General features: G+C 70.5%; 16 protein-coding genes and 2 tRNA genes. 6 read left to right on the forward strand and 12 right to left on the reverse strand.

The window, feature by feature from the left end; translation table 11 throughout:
* Positions 1-41 precede the first annotated feature (41 nt).
* Both OHA37_RS19005 and OHA37_RS19010 read left to right on the forward strand, forming a co-directional pair.
* Positions 42-1,400, forward strand: coding sequence for an MFS transporter (locus OHA37_RS19005; protein ID WP_266906811.1), 1,359 nt, complete (start codon positions 42-44; stop codon positions 1,398-1,400).
* Positions 1,393-2,031, forward strand: a complete 639-nt coding sequence (locus tag OHA37_RS19010) for a DHHA1 domain-containing protein (RefSeq protein WP_266906813.1) — start codon at positions 1,393-1,395, stop codon at positions 2,029-2,031. Before OHA37_RS19005 ends, OHA37_RS19010 begins: the two co-directional genes overlap by 8 nt.
* 23 nt (positions 2,032-2,054) lie before the next feature.
* On the opposite strand, the gene OHA37_RS19015 is transcribed toward OHA37_RS19010, so the two are convergent.
* Positions 2,055-3,080, reverse strand: a complete 1,026-nt coding sequence (locus tag OHA37_RS19015; RefSeq protein ID WP_266906815.1) for a LuxR C-terminal-related transcriptional regulator — start codon at positions 3,078-3,080, stop codon at positions 2,055-2,057.
* Positions 3,081-3,374: 294 nt separating this feature from the next.
* On the opposite strand from OHA37_RS19015, the gene OHA37_RS19020 reads away from it, so the two are divergent.
* The gene (locus tag OHA37_RS19020) at positions 3,375-4,793 is read left to right on the forward strand and encodes a Gfo/Idh/MocA family oxidoreductase (protein WP_266906817.1); all 1,419 of its coding nucleotides are present in this window, start codon (positions 3,375-3,377) and stop codon (positions 4,791-4,793) included.
* Complete coding sequence (locus tag OHA37_RS19025) at positions 4,790-6,229, forward strand: MFS transporter (RefSeq protein ID WP_266906819.1); 1,440 nt, start codon at positions 4,790-4,792, stop codon at positions 6,227-6,229. The genes OHA37_RS19020 and OHA37_RS19025 overlap by 4 nt, the downstream gene beginning before the upstream one ends.
* Positions 6,230-6,266: 37 nt before the next feature.
* On the opposite strand, the gene OHA37_RS19030 is transcribed toward OHA37_RS19025, so the two are convergent.
* Positions 6,267-6,339: transfer RNA gene (locus tag OHA37_RS19030), tRNA-Ala, on the reverse strand.
* Between the two features lie 159 nt (positions 6,340-6,498).
* Here OHA37_RS19030 and OHA37_RS19035 point away from each other — a divergent pair.
* Together OHA37_RS19035 and OHA37_RS19040 are read left to right on the forward strand one after the other, a co-directional pair.
* Positions 6,499-7,050: a helix-turn-helix domain-containing protein gene (locus OHA37_RS19035; RefSeq protein WP_243331094.1), complete on the forward strand. Its 552-nt coding sequence runs from the start codon at positions 6,499-6,501 to the stop codon at positions 7,048-7,050.
* A 50-nt stretch (positions 7,051-7,100) separates the two neighbouring features.
* On the forward strand, positions 7,101-8,357 hold the full coding sequence (locus OHA37_RS19040) for a serine/threonine-protein kinase (protein WP_266906821.1): 1,257 nt from the start codon (positions 7,101-7,103) through the stop codon (positions 8,355-8,357).
* A gap of 13 nt (positions 8,358-8,370) precedes the next feature.
* On the opposite strand, the gene OHA37_RS19045 is transcribed toward OHA37_RS19040, so the two are convergent.
* The 10 genes from OHA37_RS19045 to dnaN all read right to left on the reverse strand — a co-directional run bounded on the left by OHA37_RS19045 (position 8,371) and on the right by dnaN (position 20,216).
* On the reverse strand, positions 8,371-9,678 hold the full coding sequence (locus OHA37_RS19045; RefSeq protein ID WP_266906823.1) for a hypothetical protein: 1,308 nt from the start codon (positions 9,676-9,678) through the stop codon (positions 8,371-8,373).
* Positions 9,679-9,802: 124 nt separating this feature from the next.
* Positions 9,803-9,937: a DLW-39 family protein gene (locus OHA37_RS19050; RefSeq protein ID WP_208809277.1), complete on the reverse strand. Its 135-nt coding sequence runs from the start codon at positions 9,935-9,937 to the stop codon at positions 9,803-9,805.
* Positions 9,938-10,082: 145 nt separating this feature from the next.
* Positions 10,083-10,156: transfer RNA gene (locus OHA37_RS19055), tRNA-Ile, on the reverse strand.
* Between the two features lie 106 nt (positions 10,157-10,262).
* Positions 10,263-10,907, reverse strand: a complete 645-nt coding sequence (locus tag OHA37_RS19060) for a DUF3566 domain-containing protein (protein WP_266906825.1) — start codon at positions 10,905-10,907, stop codon at positions 10,263-10,265.
* A 2-nt stretch (positions 10,908-10,909) separates the two neighbouring features.
* The gene (gene gyrA, locus OHA37_RS19065) at positions 10,910-13,525 is read right to left on the reverse strand and encodes a DNA gyrase subunit A (RefSeq protein ID WP_266906827.1); all 2,616 of its coding nucleotides are present in this window, start codon (positions 13,523-13,525) and stop codon (positions 10,910-10,912) included.
* Positions 13,526-13,565: 40 nt separating this feature from the next.
* Positions 13,566-15,617, reverse strand: a complete 2,052-nt coding sequence (gene gyrB, locus OHA37_RS19070) for a DNA topoisomerase (ATP-hydrolyzing) subunit B (RefSeq protein WP_266906829.1) — start codon at positions 15,615-15,617, stop codon at positions 13,566-13,568.
* A 515-nt stretch (positions 15,618-16,132) separates the two neighbouring features.
* On the reverse strand, positions 16,133-16,678 hold the full coding sequence (locus OHA37_RS19075) for a DUF721 domain-containing protein (protein ID WP_266906831.1): 546 nt from the start codon (positions 16,676-16,678) through the stop codon (positions 16,133-16,135).
* On the reverse strand, positions 16,675-17,811 hold the full coding sequence (gene recF, locus OHA37_RS19080) for a DNA replication/repair protein RecF (protein WP_266906832.1): 1,137 nt from the start codon (positions 17,809-17,811) through the stop codon (positions 16,675-16,677). Before recF ends, OHA37_RS19075 begins: the two co-directional genes overlap by 4 nt.
* 94 nt (positions 17,812-17,905) lie before the next feature.
* Positions 17,906-18,781 carry a phosphogluconate dehydrogenase (NAD(+)-dependent, decarboxylating) gene (gene gnd / locus OHA37_RS19085; protein WP_266906834.1) on the reverse strand — a complete coding sequence of 292 codons (876 nt, stop codon included), beginning with the start codon at positions 18,779-18,781 and terminating at the stop codon, positions 17,906-17,908.
* Between the two features lie 304 nt (positions 18,782-19,085).
* Positions 19,086-20,216 carry a DNA polymerase III subunit beta gene (dnaN, locus tag OHA37_RS19090; RefSeq protein ID WP_243331110.1) on the reverse strand — a complete coding sequence of 377 codons (1,131 nt, stop codon included), beginning with the start codon at positions 20,214-20,216 and terminating at the stop codon, positions 19,086-19,088.
* Positions 20,217-20,637 lie beyond the last annotated feature (421 nt).

Consider the following 20,637-nt stretch of genomic DNA (forward strand, 5'->3'; position numbering starts at 1 on the left):
GACACCCCACCGAGTACCGACCCGACGCAGAAGGAGGAGCCGTGTCCCTGCTGAAGGACCTGCGCGCACTGCCCCCGAGCGCCCGGACCCTGCTCCTGCTCGGCGCCCTCAACAACGTCGGCTCGGGCCTGGTCCTGCCGTTCCTCGCCGTCTACGTCCACCAGGTCAACGGCCTCGGACTCGACACGGCCATGCACGCCGTGTCGGTGGCCGCGATCACCGCCATCGTCGGCGGCCTCAACGCCGGACGCCTCGCCGACCGGATCGGCGCCCGCCGTACGGCGGCGGCGCACATGGTGCTCAGCGCGGTGGGCATGACCGGGTTCGCCCTGGCCGGCGAGACCTGGCACTTCCTGGTGTCCGCCGCGATCTGGGGCATCGGCCTGGGCAGCTCCTCCGTCTGGAACACGCTGCTCGCCACATCGGTGCCCGCCTCGTCCCACCCGGTGGTCTTCGGGTCCAGCTTCACCCTGACGAACGCCGCGCTGGGCATCGGCGGTCTCCTCGGCGGCACGGTCGCCAGCGTCGCCCACCCGCTGTCGTTCCGGCTGCTGTACGGCGCCAACGCCCTCAGCTACCTCGCCATCGCCCTGGCCGTCTTCGCCCTGCGCAGCCTCGGGACCGACGCACCGGCCGGGACCGGCACACGCCAGGACTCCGCCCGGCCGCAGAGCTACCGCCAGGTCTTCACCAGCGGCCCGTTCCTGCTCGTCCTCGGCCTCGGGCTGGCCCTGTACTTCGTCTCGTACGGACAACTGGAGGCGGGCTACCCGGCCTTCCTGCTGACGGGCACGGCCGTGGGGCCGACCGGGATCGCCGTGCTGTTCGCCGTGAACACCGGGGCGGTCATCGGCTCGCAGCTGGTCCTGCACGAGCTGATCAAGCGGTGGAAGCACACCCGGACCATCGCCCTGGCCGGCGCCGCCTGGTCGGTGAGCTGGCTCCTCGTGCTCGCCGCGACGGCCTCGGGCACGGACTTCCAACTGCCGGTGCTCATCGCGGGCATGGTCCTCTTCGCCTGCGCCGAGACGCTGTACGCCTCGGGCATGCCCTCCCTGGTCAACTCCCTGGCCACCCCCGCCCTGCGCGGGCGCTTCAACGCCGCCTACGGCACGGCCACCTCGGCGGGCTTCGTCACCGGCCCCCTGGCGGCGGGCGCCCTGGTCTCCGGCGGCGGGGGAACCCTCCTCGTCACCGGCCTGTCCGTGCTCTGCGCGGTGGCGGCCGTGGTCGCCCTGGCCGGTACGGGCCTTCTCGCGCGGGCGGCTTCGGCAGCCTCGGCCGCCACGGCGCGGGAGACCGCAGCAGACGGGGAAGCCGCTGCGGAACCCGCCCCGGAAGGCACGGAGGAACCCACCCCGGACCCGGCGGCAGACCACCGGGAGGCGGTCCATGGCTGACCTCCTCATCCAGCCGCCGACACCGTTCCCCTTCCCGAAGGGAGCCCAGGAGGCAGCACAGCAGGCAGCCCGGGAAACCCCCCGGGAGACGCCCCACACCTGCCACGACCGCCGCCTCCTGCGCGAGCTGGCGGACCTCCTGGGGGCGCAACCGCAGGACGCCCCGGCCGCACTCCGCACCCGGCTGGCCCTGCTCGCCGAAGCCCGGGCCGAAGTGGAGCGGCTGCGCGGAGCCGAGCTGTCCTCGGCCGCGCGCGTCCTGGCCGGGCGGGCCCAGATCGTTCCCGGCGGGCTGCTCGTCGTGACCCGGGTCGACAACACGACCGGACGCAGACTGCGGCACCTGGCCTCGGCCGCGACCGGGCACCTCTCCCGCGGCATGGGCGTCGTCGTGCTGTGCACCGCGTACGAGGGCCGGGCCCTGCTGGTCTGCGCGGTCGGCCACCAGCTGCGTGCGCGGGGCGTGGACGCCCGGGACGTGCTCCAGGAGGCCGCGGCCGCGATCGGGGGGACCCCGGCGGGCCGGGGAGCCCGGTCGAGCGCCGCCGGACAGTGGACCGACGAGCTGGGCAGCGCCCTCTCATCGGCCCGCGCGAAGGCCTCGGCTCTGCTGCGGCGGAGCGTGGGGTGAGCGCCTACGGGGAGGCGAAGGCCTCAGAGCCAGCCGCGCTCGGCGGCCCGCAGGCCCGCTTCGAACCGGCTGCGCGCGTTGAGCCGGTCCATGATGTCCGACATCAACCGGCGGACGCTGCGCACCGAGAGGCCCAGCTGCTTGCTGGCGGCCTCGTCGGTCATGCCCTGCGCGAGCAGCCGCAGCAGCTCCCTTTCCTGGGGAACGAGCCCGTGATCGTCGGGGAGTTCGGCGGTGCCGAGCGGTCGGGCGGCTTCCCAGATGTGCGTGAAGAGCGCCAAGAGGGCGGCGACGGCACTCGGTTCGCGCAGGACGAGTGCGCCTCTGGACGAGTCCTCCGCGTCGATCGGCAGGACGGCGATTTTGCGGTCCACGAGGATGATGCGCATCGGCAGCACGGGATGCGTACGGACCTCTCCGCCGCATTCGTTCAGCCAGGCCGCGTATCGCCGGGTGGCGGTGTGGTTGCGGACGCTGTCCAGATAAATCGTGCGGATGCTCACCCCGCGCTCGACAATCCTCTCGTCGAGTTCCTGACTCGCCGCCATGCTCTCCGCCGTGAGCGAGGCTTTCGGAATGAGAGCAAGCACTTCCGTTTCGATCTGCTTGGACATTTCTTCCAGGTACACCCGTACCGAATCCATGCCCCGCAGATATTCGATGCTGCCGCCCTCTTCGGACCCGCTGCGCTCCTGCTCGAATTCGGCGATGATATCGGACATGGCCACGCGGGATTCGGCGAGTTCCTGCTGGCGTCCGAATATCTCCCTCTGCCGGGCGGATATCAGCTCGGCGAGCGCCACGCTCGGCTTCACCACGACGAGGGCACCCGGCTCCTCGCCGGAGGGCCTGATCAGCGAGAGGGCGGCCAACTCGTCGATCCCCGCCTGCACGTCGGACTCGCCCAGTCCGGTTTCCGCGACCAATGCGCCGGCGCTCCAGCGGGTGCCCCGGATCATCGCCCGGTACACCGCTTCACTTCGTTCGGCCAGACCCAGACCGGCGAGCGAGGCCCGTGCCGGCACCTCAAGCGCCAAAGATTCCTTCATCTCATCCATCCTCGCCCGGCAGAAGACTCAACGATACCCAGTTGCCGTGACCGGCACCGGATTCCCCAGCGGCTACCGGCGGTCACACCCGGCCAAAGGATTGCGGCGGCCGCCGCGCCGCACCGTACCGATCCGCCCCACATGGCGACATTCTTCCCCGCGCCGGCGCAGACCAGAGCTCCACCGCCCCCGGCCCGAAATCACCTCGGCCGATACGCCGAATAAGCGAACCGCACCTTTTCCATTGCACGCCTTCGACACGCATGACCAGTAATTCTGAGGGGGATTCACACCATGGCTCGTACGACTACGGTTTTGCTGGTCGGAGGTTCCGGTCACTGGGCCGGCCGGGAAAACCACGCCCCGGCGCTGCTCGAAATGCAGCAGTCCGGATGGCCCGTCCGCACCGCGGCCATCTGCGACCCGCGCAACCCCGAGAAGCGCGCCCAGGACGAGGACATGGCTCCGCTCCGGGAACTGCTCTGGAGGGACTCACCGGAGTGGCTGGACCCCGACGGCCTCAGCCGTACGGAACTGGAAGCCCTGCTGGACCGCGCCCACGCCACCCACCGGTTCTCCCTGGCGATCATCGCCTGCAACCCCGTCCACCACCGCGACTACATCCTCTGGGCGGTCTCCCGGGGCATCAGCGTGCTGTGCGACAAGCCCCTGCTGGTCGCCGAGGCCGCCGCGTACGAGCCGACGGCCGCCGAGCGCATCATCGGCGGCTACGCGGAACTCGAAACGGCGCTCACCCGGGCCCGCGCCTCGGGGCCGGTCCACCTCGCGATGCCGCTGCGCCGGCGGGCCAACGACGTCTACCGGTCGATCGCCTCCGACATCTCCGAGATCCAGCAGGCGCACGGGCAGGGCATCACCTCCATGCAACTGATCAAGAACGGGGGTCTCTTCCGGCATCCCGAGGAGTACCTGTTCGGTGACGCGCACGGGTACACCAGCGGCGTCGGAGCGCTCTCCTTCTCCAGCTACCACTACATCGACCTGCTGTCCTGGTACCTGGAACTGGCCCCGGGAGAGGCGACCGCCCTGCGGGTCACCAACCCGTACGTGCGCCGCGTCGGCGAGTTCCTGCGCACCCGTCAGGCCACCGCGCTCGCGGACCTGGTCGACGGCCCCGCGCGGGCCCGGATCCCCGAGCTGCCGCCGCAGGTACTGGCGGCCGAGGCCGACTTCGTCTTCAACCTCGAACTCCTCGGGCAGGACGGCCAGAAGGCCGGACTCGTGTCCTACGCCTGCCACTCCAACACCTACTCCCACCGCTCCGTCGGCCTCCAGCAGTTCGACCGCGACAACCGTCAGCCCTTCCGGGAGAAGGGCCGGATGTCCCAGTTCACCCTGGACATCAATCAGGGCAGCATCCAGCACATCGGCGTCTTCAAGAACGACGTGGTCGGCGAGGACTACCGGATCCGGGTGCAGCGGCGCCGGAACCCGGTCCTGGCCGACGAGTCCTACGTCGAGGAGGTGTTCGACAACGCCCACGCGGGCAGCTCGGTGACCCCGCAGGACGTCCTGCGCGCGATGGTGACCCTGTCGAGCGGCGAGGCCGCCCCCGCCCAGGTAGCCGACCGGATCTCCTTCTTCGAGGACCAGCGCCTGAGCCACCACCTGTTCGGCACGTTCTACGAGCTCATCGCCGCGAACGCCGAGGGGGTCGGTTCCGCGGAGCGGGTCGTCGAGCTGGCCGGGTGACCAAGGATCCCGCCGGCCGGCGAGGACTCCTGGCAGCGCTGCTGCTGGTGATGTTCCTCGCCGCCATGGACAGTGCGGTGACGGCCACCGCCGCCCCGCAGATCGTGGCCGACCTAGGCGAGGGCCCGGCCTTCAGCTGGCTCCTGTCCGCGTACGTCCTCGCCGCGACCGTTTCCGTGCCCCTGTACGGCAGGCTGGCCGACACCCACGGCCGGCGGCCCGTGCTCATCGGCGGAACCCTCCTGTTCCTGGCGGGTTCCGCCCTGTGCGCGGCCGGCTGGAACATGCCGGCCCTCGTCGCCTTCCGCTTCGTCCAGGGCCTGGGAGCCGGCGCGATCCAGGGGACCGTACAGACGGTCGCGGGCGATCTGTACGAGCCGCACGAGCGCGGCCGGATCCAGGCGGCGCTCGCATCGGTGTGGAGCGTCGCGGCCCTGGCCGGACCGGCCGCGGGCGGCGCGCTCGCCCAGTACGGCCACTGGCGGGCGATCTTCCTGCTCAACCTCCCCCTCGGCCTGCTCGCGGTGTGGCTCCTGGTCCGCCGCTTCCCGGTGGAGGACGTCCGCGGCGGCCCGGCCGGCCCGCTGGACTGGCGCGGCGCACTGGGCCTGCTGACGACCTGTACGACGCTCATGACGCTGCTGTCCCAAGGGGGCACCGCCTGGCCGTGGTTGTCCGTCCCGAGCGCATCGCTCCTCGTCCTCTTCCTGGCCCTGGTCCTGATCACCACGCGCATCGAGCGGCGCGCGGCCGAACCCCTCGTCCCCGGCTGGGTGTGGAAACGACGCGACCTGGCGGTACCGAGCCTCGTCCTGGGACTCCTCGGCATGGTCATGGTGGCCCCGCTGCTCCTCCTGCCGGTCTACGCGCAGACCGTGCTGGGACTCGGCCCGGCGGCCGGCGCGGCCGTCCTGGCCGGCATGACCTTCGGCTGGCCGACGGCCGCGGTCTTCAGCAGCCGCCTGTACCTGCGCATCGGCTTCCGCGGGGCCGCCCTGACCGGCGCCGCGACGGTGACCGTCGCCCTCGCGGCCACGGCCGCCCTGACCACCACCGGCGCGCACGCGGCGCCGTTCCTCGCGACTTCGACCCTGCTCGGCATCGGCCTGGGCCTGCTCCAGCCGGCCCTGCTCGTCGGTGTCCAGGCGGCCGTCGACTGGGACGGCCGGGGCGCCGTGACGGCGAACCTGATGTTCTGCCGGGAGACGGGCCAGTGCCTGGGAGCGGCCCTGTTCGGAGCCCTGTTCAACGCCGCCGGAAACCAGGGCATCGCGGCGGCCGCCCACTGCGCGGCCGCCTGCGAGCACCACGTCGCCGCCGGCCTGCGCCACGCGTACGCCGCGGGCGCCGGCTTCGCGGCCGCCATGCTGCTCCTGCTCCTGACGACCCGCAGGACCCCGGCCCTCTCGGCGCCGGGCACGAAAAAAGCCCCCTGAACCTGTGTTTCCGCAGGTCAAGGGGGCTTTTCAAAAGTGGAGCCTAGGAGATTCGAACTCCTGACATCTGCCTTGCAAAGGCAGCGCTCTACCAACTGAGCTAAGGCCCCGGATGTGGACATGCCGGTCCCCCGCGAGCGAGTGACCGTTCCGTAGGACAGAGTACCGGGTGTACCCCCTCATCCCGCAAAATGATAGGGACTCCCGCCCCGCGACCACTCTCCGTAAGATGCTCGCGAGGTTCGCACCAGCGAAGGGGAGTAGTAAGAGTGGACGCAGTACAGCAAGAGGCGACCGCCAGAGCCAGGGAACTCCAGCGGAGTTGGTACGGGGAGCCGCTCGGCGCGCTCTTCCGCCGGCTCATAGATGACCTCGGTTTGAACCAGGCCCGCCTCGCTGCCGTCCTCGGGCTGTCGGCGCCGATGCTGTCCCAGCTGATGAGCGGCCAGCGGGCCAAGATCGGCAACCCCGCCGTGGTCCAGCGGGTTCAGGCTCTCCAGGATCTGGCCGGCCAGGTGGCCGACGGGAGCGTCAGCGCGGGAGAGGCCACCGACCGGATGGACGAGATCAAGAAGACCCAGGGAGGTTCCGTCCTCAGCAACAGCACCAGCCAGGCCGCCACCGGCTCCGGCGCACCCACCGTCAAGCGCGTCGTGCGCGAGATCCAGTCGCTGCTGCGCTCGGTCTCCGCGGCCGGCGACATCATCGACGCGGCGGACACCCTCGCCCCGACCCACCCGGAACTGGCAGAGTTCCTCAGGGTGTACGGAGCGGGCCGAACCTCCGACGCCGTCGCGCACTACGAGGCGCACCAGAACTGACACGCAACGCACGCGACGGACACAGCTGACGACGGGGGACGGGCGCAGCAATGGGTGAGATCTTCGCCGGCCGGTACGAACTGATCGACCCGATCGGACGTGGCGGCGCCGGCGCCGTATGGCGTGCCTGGGACCACCGGCGCCGCCGCTACGTCGCAGCGAAGGTCCTCCTGCAGAGCGATGCCCACACCCTGCTGCGGTTCGTCCGCGAGCAGGCGCTGCGGATCGATCACCCGCACGTACTGGCCCCGGCCAGCTGGGCGGCGGACGACGACAAGGTCCTCTTCACCATGGACCTGGTCGCCGGCGGTTCCCTCGCCCATGTGATCGGGGACTACGGGGCCCTGCCGCCCCGGTTCGTGTGCACACTGCTCGACCAGCTCCTGTCGGGGCTGGCGGCGGTGCATGCGGAGGGCGTCGTCCACCGCGACATCAAACCGGCCAACATCCTGATGGAGGCCACCGGAACCGGGCGGCCGCACCTGCGGCTGTCCGACTTCGGCATCGCCATGCGCAAGGGCGAGCCCCGGCTGACCGAGACCGCCTACGTGGTCGGCACGCCGGGCTATCTCGCGCCCGAACAACTCCTCGGCTCCGAGCCGGACTTCACCGCCGACCTGTTCGCCGTCGGACTGGTCGGCCTCTACCTGCTCCAGGGGACCAAGCCCGACTCCCAGGCCCTCGCGGAGCAGTTCTTCACCCACGGCACCCCCGATGCCCCGGAGGGCGTTCCCGCGCCGCTGTGGGGCGTTCTGGCCGCGCTGCTCCAGCCGGACCCCCGGAGCAGGTTCCAGACCGCCACCGGGGCGCGCAGGGCCCTCGCCGAGGCCGTGGAACTGCTGCCGCCGCCCGGCCCGGACGGTGATCCGGTCGGGGCGGTCGAGGTGTTCGACCAACTGGGCCCGGTGCCCGCCGGTTTCACGCCCCGGTCGCTCCAGGAACCCGCGTACGAGACCCCGCCGACGGCCCCGCCCGCCGCGCCCGCGCAGCCGGCCGACGCCCCGACACCCGCCACCACTCCCCTCGGCGTGTTCGGCCCCTCGGAGACGGGCAGCTTCCACCTCCCGCCGCCCCTGCACGCCACCGCCCCGATGCCGCAGGCCGCGCAGCCGATGTCGATGCCGATGTCGACGCCGACCGCGCCGACGGCCCCGCATCCGTACGCCCCGGCCCCGCTGCACCCGGCTCCCCCGGCCGCACCCCGTACGACCGCCCTCGCGCCGCCGCCCAGGACGGTCACCGCCGGGATCCTGCTCGCGGCCGTCCTGTGCTTCGCCGTCGGGATCTGGGCCCTGACCCAGGTCTAGGCCGGCCCACGGCTCAGGCGGAACGCCGCCGGGACAGCAGGATCCAGCCGCCCAGGACGAGCAGCAGCAGCGTCCCCGTACCGAAGCCGGCGCCCGCGACCACGCGCATCACCGACCGGTTCGCGGCGGCGGCCTCGGCCTCCACGGCCGTGGTGCCCTCCTTGGCCGCCGTACGGTCCTCGGCCCCCACCCCGAATCCGCCGGCCGCGAGGTCCTGCGCGTAGGCCGGTGCCTTGCCCGGCGTGCCGATGATCTGCGTGCGCAGGGTCAGCGGGACGGGCACCGCTTCCTGGGTGAACTCCCCGACCTTCCCCGCCATGGTCACCGCGACGTAGTACCAGCCGGCCACCCGGACCGCGCCGACCTTCCGGTCGGAGGCGAAGCGGTTCTCGTAGGCCACCGGCGCGGTCCGCGGCAGGGTGAGCCCCGCCTGCTTCCCGTCGTAGGAGGCGTCCTCGCTCTCGATGAGCGACCGGTACGGGCTGTACAGCGAGACGGAGAGGCCGGGCGAGGCGTAGCCGGAGTCCTTCGTCGGCTTGCCGGCGGAGAGTTCGGCCGCGAGGCCCAGCTGCTGCCCCCAGTCGAGCGGCACCCGGTAGTAGAGGGTCTGGCCGGGCCTCAGCGCGTCCCTCCAGACCCCGCTGTCCAGCGCCCGCGCGTCGTTGAAGCCGGTCCCGCCGGAGCGCGGGGCCGCGTCGGTGCCGGGCAGGGTCGGGGAGGCGGAGGGCCACACGCTGGGGGCGGCGACGGGCGCGTTGCTGCCGCCGAGCTTCGGTTCTCGCTGGACCCGCAGCTCCAGGGGCCAGTCCGCGCGGTCCCCGTCCTTGGCCGTTTCGCGCGTGACCTTGACGTAGTAGGTGCCGCCCGCCTGGCAGCTGGCGTCCTCCTGCATGACCCGTGCTCCCACGGCGCTGATGGGGATGGGGTCGTAGCCGAAGGCCGCCCGCCCCGGGGTGCCCATGCAGGAGCGGTTCTCGATGGTGAGGACGTCCACCTCCAGGCCGTCGCCGTAGCCGACCTCGGCGCTGCCCGGGGGCTGAAGCACGGCGGAGACGTACACGGTCGAACTGTCGTCGAGGTTGAGCCGGTAGTACCGCTCCCCCGGTGCCATCGCGTCCTTGTAGACCGACCCGGCCTTCAACTCCGGCGCTCCGGCCGTGGAGGGCTTGCCCGCGACCGCCTGCGCCCCGTCCGCGCCCCGGTAGGCGGGCACCGGCTGCGGGGTCCCCGCAGCGGCCGCGGCCCCCGGCAGGGCCGCGACCAGCCCGAGGGCGGCCAGCGCCCCCGCAGCGGCCGTCCGTACCCGACGTACCCCACCCATCACACGCACCCACCCCGAGTTTGCCAACGCAAGCAAGTTCTTTGCATATCGCAATATTTCGTCACAGAGCAGCACAAAGCCCCGACCGCAGCGGCAGTCGGGGCTCTGGGATCAACCTCGGGTCTCACACACCGGAACCAGAAGGCACGGAGTCGGTTGCCTCCGTCCACAGGTCCTGCTCTGCGCGGTCCGCCTGGATCTGGCGGTACACGAGGAGCCCGCCGATGGCGGCCAGTGCGACCAGGAGCAGCTTCTTCACCGCGCGACCTCGTCTTTCGTTGACGTAGGGGACTTCTGGCGCCCAACAATACACACCGACCGATACCGATCGGTGACCTACCAGTACACCAACTGGCCCAACGACAAAGACCCCCAGGCCATGGGCCTGAGGGTCTTCGACACTGTGGGGCTAACAGGATTTGAACCTGTGGCCTCATCCTTATCAGGGATGCGCTCTAACCAACTGAGCTATAGCCCCATCCGCGCTGCGCGCTGACTTCTGAAGGTTAGCGCACAGACCCGGTGACTCCAAAATCGATAGCGGCGACCCGTCTGCGCAGGTCATCCGCCCCGTCCTCGGAGGCCTACTCGTCCTCGGCGAGCGTCAGCTCCACACCGCCGACGAAGCCCGCCGACAGGTTGTAGATGAACGCGCCCAGGGTCGCCAGCGCCGTCATGAGCACCACGTCGATGACCGAGATCACCGACGTGAAGATCAGAACGCGCGGCAGCGACAAGAAGCTCTGGAGGTCGAACCCGTTGCTCTCGTTCGAGCCGGTCGCCTCACTGATCGTGCCGCCGACGCTGGAGAAGATGCCCATGGCGTCCATGACCATCCACAGCACCACCGACGCCACGATCGTGCAGACACCGAGCGCGATCGACAGCAGGAAGCTGACCTTCATCACCGACCAGGGGTCGGCCTTGGCCACCCGGAGCCGCGCCTTGCGCGTCCTGGGTGCCATACGGGCCCCCGTGCGCGGCTTGCGCTGCGCACCGGGATCGCCCGCCCCCCGCGGCGCCCCGGGGCCCTGGGGCACCGAGTACGCCTGCGGCGGCTGGTAAGGCGGCTGAGGGCCGGCCCCCGCCTGAGTCTGATGCGACTGAGGCGACTGAGGCGGCTGCGGTCCTCGGGTGTCCGTCACGGTTCCCCCCTGGGAGTCCGCGGCGGGGCCACGGGCACCGTTCGCTCCAGTGTTGGCCGGTCCGGCGCCCGTGGCTCCGCTCACGCTTACTCCTCGTGCTCCCCAGCCGAGGGCTCCGTGCCCTCGGCGGCCTCCGCGGCCTGTCCTTCGACAGCCGCGTCGGTCCCGATCTCGTTCTCGCTGTCGTCGGCCTCGTCAGTTTCCTGACCGGCCTCCGCGTTGCGGGCGATGCCGACGACGGCATCGCGCTTGCCCAGGTTGATCAGCTGGACGCCCATGGTGTCACGGCCGGTCTCCCGTACTTCGTTGACGCGCGTACGAATCACACCACCGCTGAGCGTGATGGCAAGGATTTCGTCCGATTCGTCCACCACGAGCGCCCCGACGAGCGACCCGCGGTCCTCCACGATCTTCGCGGCCTTGATGCCCAGACCACCACGGCCCTGGACGCGATACTCCTCCACCGGCGTCCGCTTGGCGTAGCCGCCGTCGGTCGCGGTGAAGACGAACGTACCGGGCCGGACCACGCTCATGGAGAGCAGTTCGTCCCCTCCGCGGAAACTCATGCCCTTCACGCCCGAAGTGGCTCGGCCCATCGGGCGCAGCGCGTCGTCGGTCGCCGTGAAGCGGATCGACTGCGCCTTCTTGCTGATGAGCAGCAGGTCGTCCTCGGAGGACACCAGCTCGGCGCCGATCAGCTCGTCGTCGCTGCCGTCCTCGGTCTCCCGGAGGTTGATCGCGATGACGCCGCCCGACCGGGGGGAGTCGTAGTCCTTGAGCGCCGTCTTCTTCACCAGGCCGCCCTTGGTGGCCAGGATCAGGTACGGGGCGATCTCGTAGTCGCGGATCGCGAGGATCTGGGCGATCTTCTCGTCCGGCTGGAAGGCCAGCAGGTTCGCCACGTGCTGCCCGCGGGCGTCACGGCCGGCGTCCGGGAGCTCGTACGCCTTGGAGCGGTAGACCCGGCCCTTGTTCGTGAAGAACAGCAGCCAGTGGTGCGTGGTGGACACGAAGAAGTGGTCGACGAGGTCGTCCTGCTTCAGCTTCGTGCCGCGCACGCCCTTGCCGCCGCGCTTCTGCGAGCGGTAGTCCTCGGTCTTGGTGCGCTTGACGTACCCGCCGTGGGTGATCGTGACGACGATGTCCTCTTCGGCGATCAGGTCCTCCATGGACATGTCGCCATCGAAGGGCACCAGCTTGGAACGCCGGTCGTCGCCGAACTTCTCGACGATGGCCGCCAGTTCCTCGCTGACGATCTGGCGCTGGCGCTCCTCGGAGGCCAGGATCGCGTTGTACTCGTTGATCTTCGCCTGGAGCTCGTCGTGCTCGGCGACGATCTTCTGCCGCTCCAGGGCCGCGAGGCGGCGGAGCTGCATCTCCAGGATCGCGTTCGCCTGGATCTCGTCGATCGACAGCAGGCCCATCAGGCCCTCGCGGGCGATCTCGACCGTGTTGCTGCGCCGGATCAGCGCGATGACCTCGTCGATCGCGTCCAGCGCCTTGAGCAGACCGCGCAGGATGTGGGCGCGCTCCTCCGCCTTGCGCAGGCGGAACTTCGTGCGCCGGACGATGACCTCGATCTGGTGCGTCACCCAGTGGCGGATGAAGGCGTCGATCGACAGCGTGCGCGGCACGCCGTCCACCAGCGCCAGCATGTTCGCGCCGAAGTTCGTCTGCAGGTCGGTGTGCTTGTACAGGTTGTTCAGCACGACCTTGGCGACGGCGTCGCGCTTGAGGACGATCACCAGGCGCTGGCCGGTCCGGGACGAGGTCTCGTCGCGGACGTCGGCGATGCCGCCGACCTTGCCGTCCTTCACCAGGTCGGCGATCTTCTGCGCCAGGTTGTCGGGGTTGGTCTGGTACGGAAGCTCCGTGACCACCAGGCACTGGCGGTTCTGGATCTCCTCGACCTCGACCACCGCGCGCATCGTGATGGAGCCGCGACCGGTCCGGTACGCCTCCTCGATGCCCTTGCGGCCCACGACCAGGGCGCCCGACGGGAAGTCCGGGCCCTTGATCCGCTCGATGAGCGCGTCCTGGAGCTCCTCGTGCGAGGCCTCCGGGTGCTCCAGCGCCCACTGGGCGCCGGCCGCGACCTCGCGCAGGTTGTGCGGCGGGATGTTGGTGGCCATGCCGACCGCGATGCCGGCGGAGCCGTTGATCAGCAGGTTCGGGAACCGCGCCGGCAGGACCGTGGGCTCCTGGTTGCGGCCGTCGTAGTTGTCCTTGAAATCGACGGTCTCCTCGTCGATGTCCCGGAGCATCTCCATGGCCAGCGGCATGAGCTTGCACTCGGTGTAGCGCATCGCGGCCGCCGGGTCGTTGCCCGGGGAGCCGAAGTTGCCGTTGGAGTCCACGAGCGGCATGCGCAGCGACCACGGCTGGGCCAGGCGGACCAGGGCGTCGTAGATCGAGGAGTCACCGTGCGGGTGGTACGTGCCCATGACGTCACCGACGACGCGGGCGCACTTGTAGAAGCCCTTCTCGGGCCGGTAACCGCCGTCGTACATCGCGTACAGCACACGACGGTGGACCGGCTTGAGGCCGTCCCGTACGTCGGGCAGCGCGCGGGAGACGATGACGGACATCGCGTAGTCGAGATAGGAGCGCTGCATCTCGGTTTCGAGCCCGACGGGCTCGATGCGCATGACGGGCTGCTCCTGCGCGGAGTCCGCGGCGGTGGGGGTGGTTTCGTCGGCCATTGCTGGTCAGAAGTCCTTTCGAGCGGTCAGCTGAGCCGACTCAGATGTCGAGGAAGCGAACGTCCTTGGCGTTGCGCTGGATGAAGGAGCGCCGGGCTTCGACGTCCTCACCCATCAGCACCGAGAACAGGTCGTCGGCCTGCGCGGCGTCGTCCAGGGTGACCTGGCCGAGCACGCGGTGGTCGACGTCCATCGTGGTGATGCGCAGTTCCTCGGCGTTCATCTCGCCCAGACCCTTGAAGCGCTGGATCGAGTCTTCCTTGATCCGCTTGCCCTGCCCCTTGCCGAGCTCGACGAGGGCGTCGCGCTCGCGGTCGGAGTACGCGTACTCGAAGTCGTCCCGGCCCCACTTGATCTTGTAGAGCGGCGGGCGCGAGAGGTACACGTGCCCGGCCTCGACCAGCGGCCGCATGAAGCGGAACAGGAAGGTCAGCAGCAGGGTGTTGATGTGCTGGCCGTCGACGTCGGCGTCAGCCATCAGGATGATCTTGTGATAGCGCAGCTTCTCGATGTCGAAGTCCTCGTGGACACCGGTACCGAAGGCGCTGATCAGCGCCTGGACCTCGGTGTTCTGGAGGATCTTGTCGATGCGCGCCTTCTCGACGTTCAGGATCTTGCCGCGGATCGGCAGGATGGCCTGGTACATGGGGTTGCGGCCGGACTTGGCGGAGCCGCCGGCCGAGTCGCCCTCGACGATGAAGATCTCGCACTTGGTCGGGTCGTTGGACTGGCAGTCCGACAGCTTGCCCGGCAGCGAGGCGCTCTCCAGCAGACCCTTGCGACGGGTGAGGTCGCGGGCCTTGCGGGCCGCGACGCGCGCCGTGGCCGCGTTGATCGACTTGCGGATGATGTCCGCGGCCTCGTTCGGGTTGCGGTCGAACCAGTCGTTGAGGTGCTCGTGGACGACCTTCTGCACGAAGGTCTTGGCCTCCGTGTTGCCCAGCTTGGTCTTCGTCTGCCCCTCGAACTGGGGCTCGCCCAGCTTGATCGAGATGATCGCCGTCAGACCCTCGCGGATGTCCTCGCCGGCGAGGTTGTCGTCCTTCTCGCGAAGGAACTTCTTCTCGCGCGCGTAGCGGTTCACCAGACCCGTCATCGCGGCGCGGAAGCCCTCTTCGTGGGTGCCGCCCTCGTGCGTGTGGATCGTGTTCGCGAAGGAGTACACGCCCTCGGTGTACTGCGAGTTCCACTGCATCGCGATCTCGACCGAGAGGAGACGCTCCTTGTCCTCGGCCTCCACGTCGATGACGGTCGGGTGGATCAGCTCGCCCTTGCGCGCGTTCAGGTGCTTCACGAAGTCGACGATGCCGCCCTCGTAGTAGTACTTGACCGTGCGCGCCTGGTCGTCGTCGGTCACCTCGGCCGTGTCCGAGCCCACCGTCGCCTTGGCCGACTCGCGCTCGTCCGTCAGCGTGAGGGTCAGGCCCTTGTTGAGGAAGGCCATCTCCTGGAAGCGGCGCGCGAGCGTCTCGAAGGAGTACTCGGTCGTCTCGAAGATGTCGGGGTCGGCCCAGAACGTCACCGAGGTGCCGGTCTCGGACGTCTCCTCGTTCTTGGCGAGGGGCGCGGTCGGGACACCGAGCTTGTAGTCCTGGGTCCAGCGGTAGCCGTCGGTCTTGACCTCGACCGCGACCTTCGTCGACAGGGCGTTGACGACGGAGACGCCCACACCGTGCAGACCGCCGGAGACGGCGTAGCCGCCGCCGCCGAACTTGCCGCCCGCGTGCAGGACCGTGAGCACGACCTCAACGGCCGGCTTGCCCTCGGACTTCACGATGCCGACCGGGATGCCTCGGCCGTTGTCGACGACGCGCACGCCGCCGTCCGGAAGGATCGTCACGTCGATGGTGTCCGCGTGCCCGGCCATGGCCTCGTCGACGGAGTTGTCGACGACCTCTTGCACCAGGTGGTGCAGGCCTCGCTCGCCGGTCGAGCCGATGTACATACCGGGCCGCTTGCGGACCGCGTCCAGGCCCTCCAGGACCTGGATGGCACCTGCGTCGTACGCCTTGTCCTCACCGTTCCCGGCGGACTTGTTCTTCTCGTTGGGGTTGCCCGAATCGGCCACGAAGCGCCCTTTCTGGCACAGCACAGGCCGGACTCCGGGGCCGGCATGCATGCAAGCGGGAGCGGCTGCGTCGATCTGCGTTGTCAGCGGTGGTCAGCTTTACTCGACTGAATCCCGCGCGTGCGCGGGATTCTCGTTCAGTCTACCGGTATCACCCCCATGAATGGGCGTTTGCCGGTACCTGAGTCCGCATGTGCCGCCCCGAAACTCCACTCTCCGACTCCCCATATCCGGGGAGGGGCCCCAAGAGGCTCACACGGGCATTGAGCGCTTCGGGCTGTCAACCTCCCGCTACCGTGAGGGACACCACCCGCACAGCCGTCCGTACGTTCGTCCGCCGGATCCCTACTCACCCGTACGGGTGCGCGCGCGAGCGGGGCCGCGGACACCGGGGCAGGGGGCCGGAGCACGACCGGAACACGCACGGTCGGGCACTCCGGTTCGACCGCCCCGCGTTCGGGAGCGTGGAGCCGGACCCGCTGAGTCAGGCTGCGGAGTCAGGCCCGTTGAATCAGGCCCGTTGAGTCAGGCCCGCGGGCTCACCCGTAGGTGTCCCCCGGGCCGGTGCTCCCCGGGGCCCGCCAGGGGCCGTACCGCTTCGGGCCGCCGCCGGGACCGTGGACCTTGATCAGCCGGACGGTGCCCTGCCCCAGGTCCGCGTTGAGCCGGGCCACCAGCTGCGGGGCCAGCAGCTTCAGCTGCGCCGCCCACGCCGAGGAATCGCAGCGCACCACCAGCTCGCGGTCCTCGTACCGGTCCGGCACGCAGTGCGTCGCGATGTCCTGGCCGACGATCTCCGGCCAGCGCTCCATCACGCCCGCCACCGCCATCGGCATCTCCCAGCCGCGCTCCGTGCGCAGCCGGTCCAGCGCCGCCATCAGCGGCATCGGGTCCCGGCCGTCCGCGCGGGCGCCCGAGCGCAGACCCGGCCGGTAGGCGCCCTTCTTGTTCTGCGCCGCGTTGCCCCGGGCCCGCGCCTGCTCCCGCGCCGCCGCCAGGGCCTGACGCGCCAGGTCCACGCCCGACGGCTCGGCCGCCTTGCGCGGCGGGTCCTGCGATGCCGGTTCCTGCTCCTTGCCGCTCACAGCCGGGTCACCTCCCCGCCGGACACCGCGAACCGGGTCCCGACCAGCACCCCGGGCACGTCGTCGTCGACCGCGGCCGTCACCAGCACCTGCTCGCCGGGCGCCACCAGCTCCGCCAGCCGCTCCCGGCGCCGCGCGTCCAGCTCCGCGAACACGTCGTCGAGGATCAGCACCGGCTCGCTGCCCTCCGTGCGCAGCAGCTCGTAGGAGGCCAGCCGCAGGGCCAGCGCGTACGACCAGGACTCGCCGTGGCTGGCGTACCCCTTGGCCGGCAGCTCCCCGAGGCGCAGCACCACGTCGTCGCGGTGCGGGCCGACCAGGGTCACCCCGCGCTCGATCTCTCCCTTGCGCACCTCGGCCAGCGCGCCGAGCAGGACCTCGTACAGCGCCTCGCGCGTGCGGGCCTCGCCGCTGTCCACCTGCTCGCCCGCGGAGGACTTGTAGGCCGCGCCGAGCGGTCCGCCGCCGGGCGCGAGCTGCTCGTACGCCTTGTCCGCCAGCGGCAGCAGGGTCGCGAGCAGGTCGAGCCGGTGGGCCAGCAGTTCCGCGCCCGTGCGCGCCAGGTGCTGGTCCCACACGTCGAGGGTGGACAGGTCCATGGAGCGGCCGCCGTGCCGGCGGGCCATCGCCGCCGACTTCAGCAGGGTGTTGCGCTGCTTGAGCACCCGCTCGTAGTCCGAGCGGACGGCCGCCATGCGCGGCGAACGGGCCGTGACGAGCTCGTCGAGGAAACGGCGCCGCTCCCCGGGGTCGCCCTTGACCAGGGCCAGGTCCTCGGGGGCGAACAGCACCGTGCGCACGATGCCCAGTACGTCCCGCGGCCTGACCTGCGAGGACCGGTTGATCCGGGCGCGGTTGGCGCGGCCCGGGTTGAGCTCCAGCTCCACGAGCTGCTGGCGTTCGCCCTGGGTGACGGCGGCCCGGATGACGGCGCGCTCGGCGCCCATCCGCACGAGCGGGGCGTCCGCGGAGACGCGGTGGCTGCCGAGGGTCGCGAGGTAGCCGATCGCCTCGACGAGATTGGTCTTGCCCTGCCCGTTGGGGCCCACGAAAGCGGTGACGCCCGGGTCGAGGGGAACCTCGGCCCGGGCGTACGAGCGGAAGTCGGCCAAAGAGAGATGCGAAACGTGCATGTGGCGCCGACCTCCCCCGGCTTCCTGCTGCTTGCCGTGCTCCGCTCCACAGGCTGTGGACCTACAAGGTGTGGACCTGTGGAGCGGTTGTGGATTACTTCTTCTCGACCGCGTGGCCGCCGAACTGGTTGCGCAGCGCGGCGATCATCTTCATCTGCGGGGAGTCGTCCTGGCGGGACGCGAAGCGCGCGAAGAGCGAAGCCGTGATCGCGGGCAGCGGCACGGCGTTGTCGATCGCGGCCTCGACCGTCCAGCGGCCCTCGCCGGAGTCCTGCGCGAAGCCGCGCAGCTCCTGCAGGTGCTCGTCCTCGTCCAGCGCGTTGACGGCCAGGTCCAGCAGCCAGGAACGGATGACCGTGCCCTCCTGCCAGGACCGGAACACCTCGCGGACGTCGGTGACCGAGTCGACCTTCTCCAGGAGCTCCCAGCCCTCGGCGTAGGCCTGCATCATGGCGTACTCGATGCCGTTGTGGACCATCTTCGCGAAGTGGCCGGCGCCGATCTTGCCGGCGTGCACGGCGCCGAACTCACCCTCGGGCTTGAGGGCGTCGAAGATCGGCTGGACGGCCGCGACGTGCTCCTTGTCGCCGCCGTACATCAGCGCGTAGCCGTTCTCCAGGCCCCAGACGCCGCCGGAGACTCCGCAGTCGACGAAGCCGATGCCCTTGGCGGCCAGCTCGGCGCCGTGCTTCTCGTCGTCGGTCCAGCGGGAGTTGCCGCCGTCGACGACGATGTCGCCGGGCGAGAGCAGGCCGGCGAGCTCGTCCACGGTGGACTGCGTCGCGGCGCCCGCCGGGACCATGACCCACACCACGCGGGGGGCCTGCAGGCTGTCCACAAGTTCCGACAGGCTGTGGACATCGGCGAGGTCCGGGTTGCGGTCGAATCCGATGACGGTGTGGCCGGCGCGGCGGATGCGCTCGCGCATGTTGCCGCCCATCTTGCCGAGACCGACGAGACCAAGCTCCATCAGGTGGTTCCTTAAGCGTTGTGGCCGTCTGTGCCGGGGTGCTCCCCTGCCCGGGGACATCCCCCCGTGCCGAGCCTACGCCGGGCCGTGCCGCCCGGCGCCACGGGCACTCCGGGTGTCGGCGCCGAGGCGCCCGGCGGGCCGCGCACGAGGCTCCGTACGGGCTCCTGCGTGTCCGCTGCGGGCCCCGCGCGCCCGGCTTCAGGCCCGCTACGGGGCTGCGCGGGCGGGAGGCGCAACGCCCTCGGGCCCGGTCCGCGGGAAGCGGGGCCGGGCCCGAGGGGCTGCCGCGTCGTTTCCGGGATCAGCCGGAGAGGCGCACCGGCATGATCAGGTACTTGTACGCCTCGTCGGCCTCGGCGTCGACCGCCGGGCGGCCGCTGAGCAGCGCCGGCTTGGTGGACGTGGTGAAGCTGAGCTGCGCGGCCGGCGAGTCGATCGCGCTCAGGCCGTCCAGCAGGAAGGTCGGGTTGAAGGCGATCGAGATGTCGTCGCCCTCCAGCTTCGCGTCGACGCGCTCCACAGCCTGTGCGTCGTCGGAGGAACCGGCCTCCAGGATCAGCACGCCCTGCTCGAAGCTGAGGCGGACCGGGGTGTTGCGCTCGGCGACGAGGGCCACGCGCTTGACGGCCTCGACGAACGGGGCGGTCTCGATCACGGCGACCGAGTTGAACTCCGTCGGGAAGAGCGTGCGGTACTTCGGCAGGTCGCCCTCGAGGAGGCGGGTGGTGGTGCGCCGGCCGGCGCCCTCGAAGCCGATGAGGCCCTCGCCCTGGCCGGAGCCCGACAGCGCGATGGTGACCGTGTCGCCGCTGGTGAGCGACTTGGCGGTGTCCAGGAGGGTCTTGGCGGGCACCAGGGCCACGGCCGAGGCCTCGGGGTCCTCGGGCTTCCACAGGAACTCGCGGACCGCGAAGCGGTAGCGGTCGGTGGAGGCCAGGGTGACCTTGTCGCCCTCGATCTCGATGCGGACACCGGTCAGCACGGGCAGCGTGTCGTCGCGGCCTGCGGCGATGGCGACCTGGGCGGCGGCGGAGGCGAAGACCTCGCCGGGCACGGTGCCGGTCGCGGTGGGCATCGTCGGCAGTGCCGGGTACTCCTCCACAGGCAGGGTGTGGAGTGTGAATCGCGAGGAGCCGCAGACCACGGTCGCCCGTACACCGTCTGTGGAAATCTCCACCGGGCGGTTGGGCAGGGCCCGGCAGATGTCGGCGAGCAGCCGGCCGGAGACCAGGACGGTGCCGTCCTCCTCGACGTCCGCCTCGACGGAGACCCGGGCCGAGACCTCGTAGTCGAAGCCGGAGAGGGACAGCTTGCCCTCCTCGGCCTTCAGCAGCAGGCCCGCGAGAACGGGCACCGGCGGCCGGGCCGGGAGGCTACGGGCAGCCCAGGCCACCGCCTCCGCGAGTACGTCGCGCTCCACCCGGATCTTCACCGGAAACCGCCTCCTGCTGTTGCTCGCTCGTCTGCCGGCCTTCGTCGTCGGCTCGTCGATGCCTCGACCGTTGCCGGTGACCAGTCTGACGTACGGCGCCGACAGTCGTCGCTGCTGGCGGTCAAGTCGGGAGCGAGGTGTCGGGGAGGGCGATCCACCGAGTTGTGCACAGGACCTGCTTGAAAACCGAAACCGGGCTAACTCTCTATGGGGGTAGTAGTAGGGCCTGTGGAAACGGTGGATAACAGTGTTTTTGCAGGTCAGCCCGCGTTTTTTATCCCCACACCCTGTGGGCGACACCGGTGGACAACCACGTGTCTCTGTGGAGAACGAAAACTTCTGCACAGGCCATCCCCAGATGACCCCGACTACTCCACAGGTGCGTCCCCAGGTTTTCCCGAGTACTCCACAACCCAAACGT

This window comes from Streptomyces sp. NBC_00335 (assembly GCF_036127095.1).
Lineage (GTDB): Bacteria > Actinomycetota > Actinomycetes > Streptomycetales > Streptomycetaceae > Streptomyces.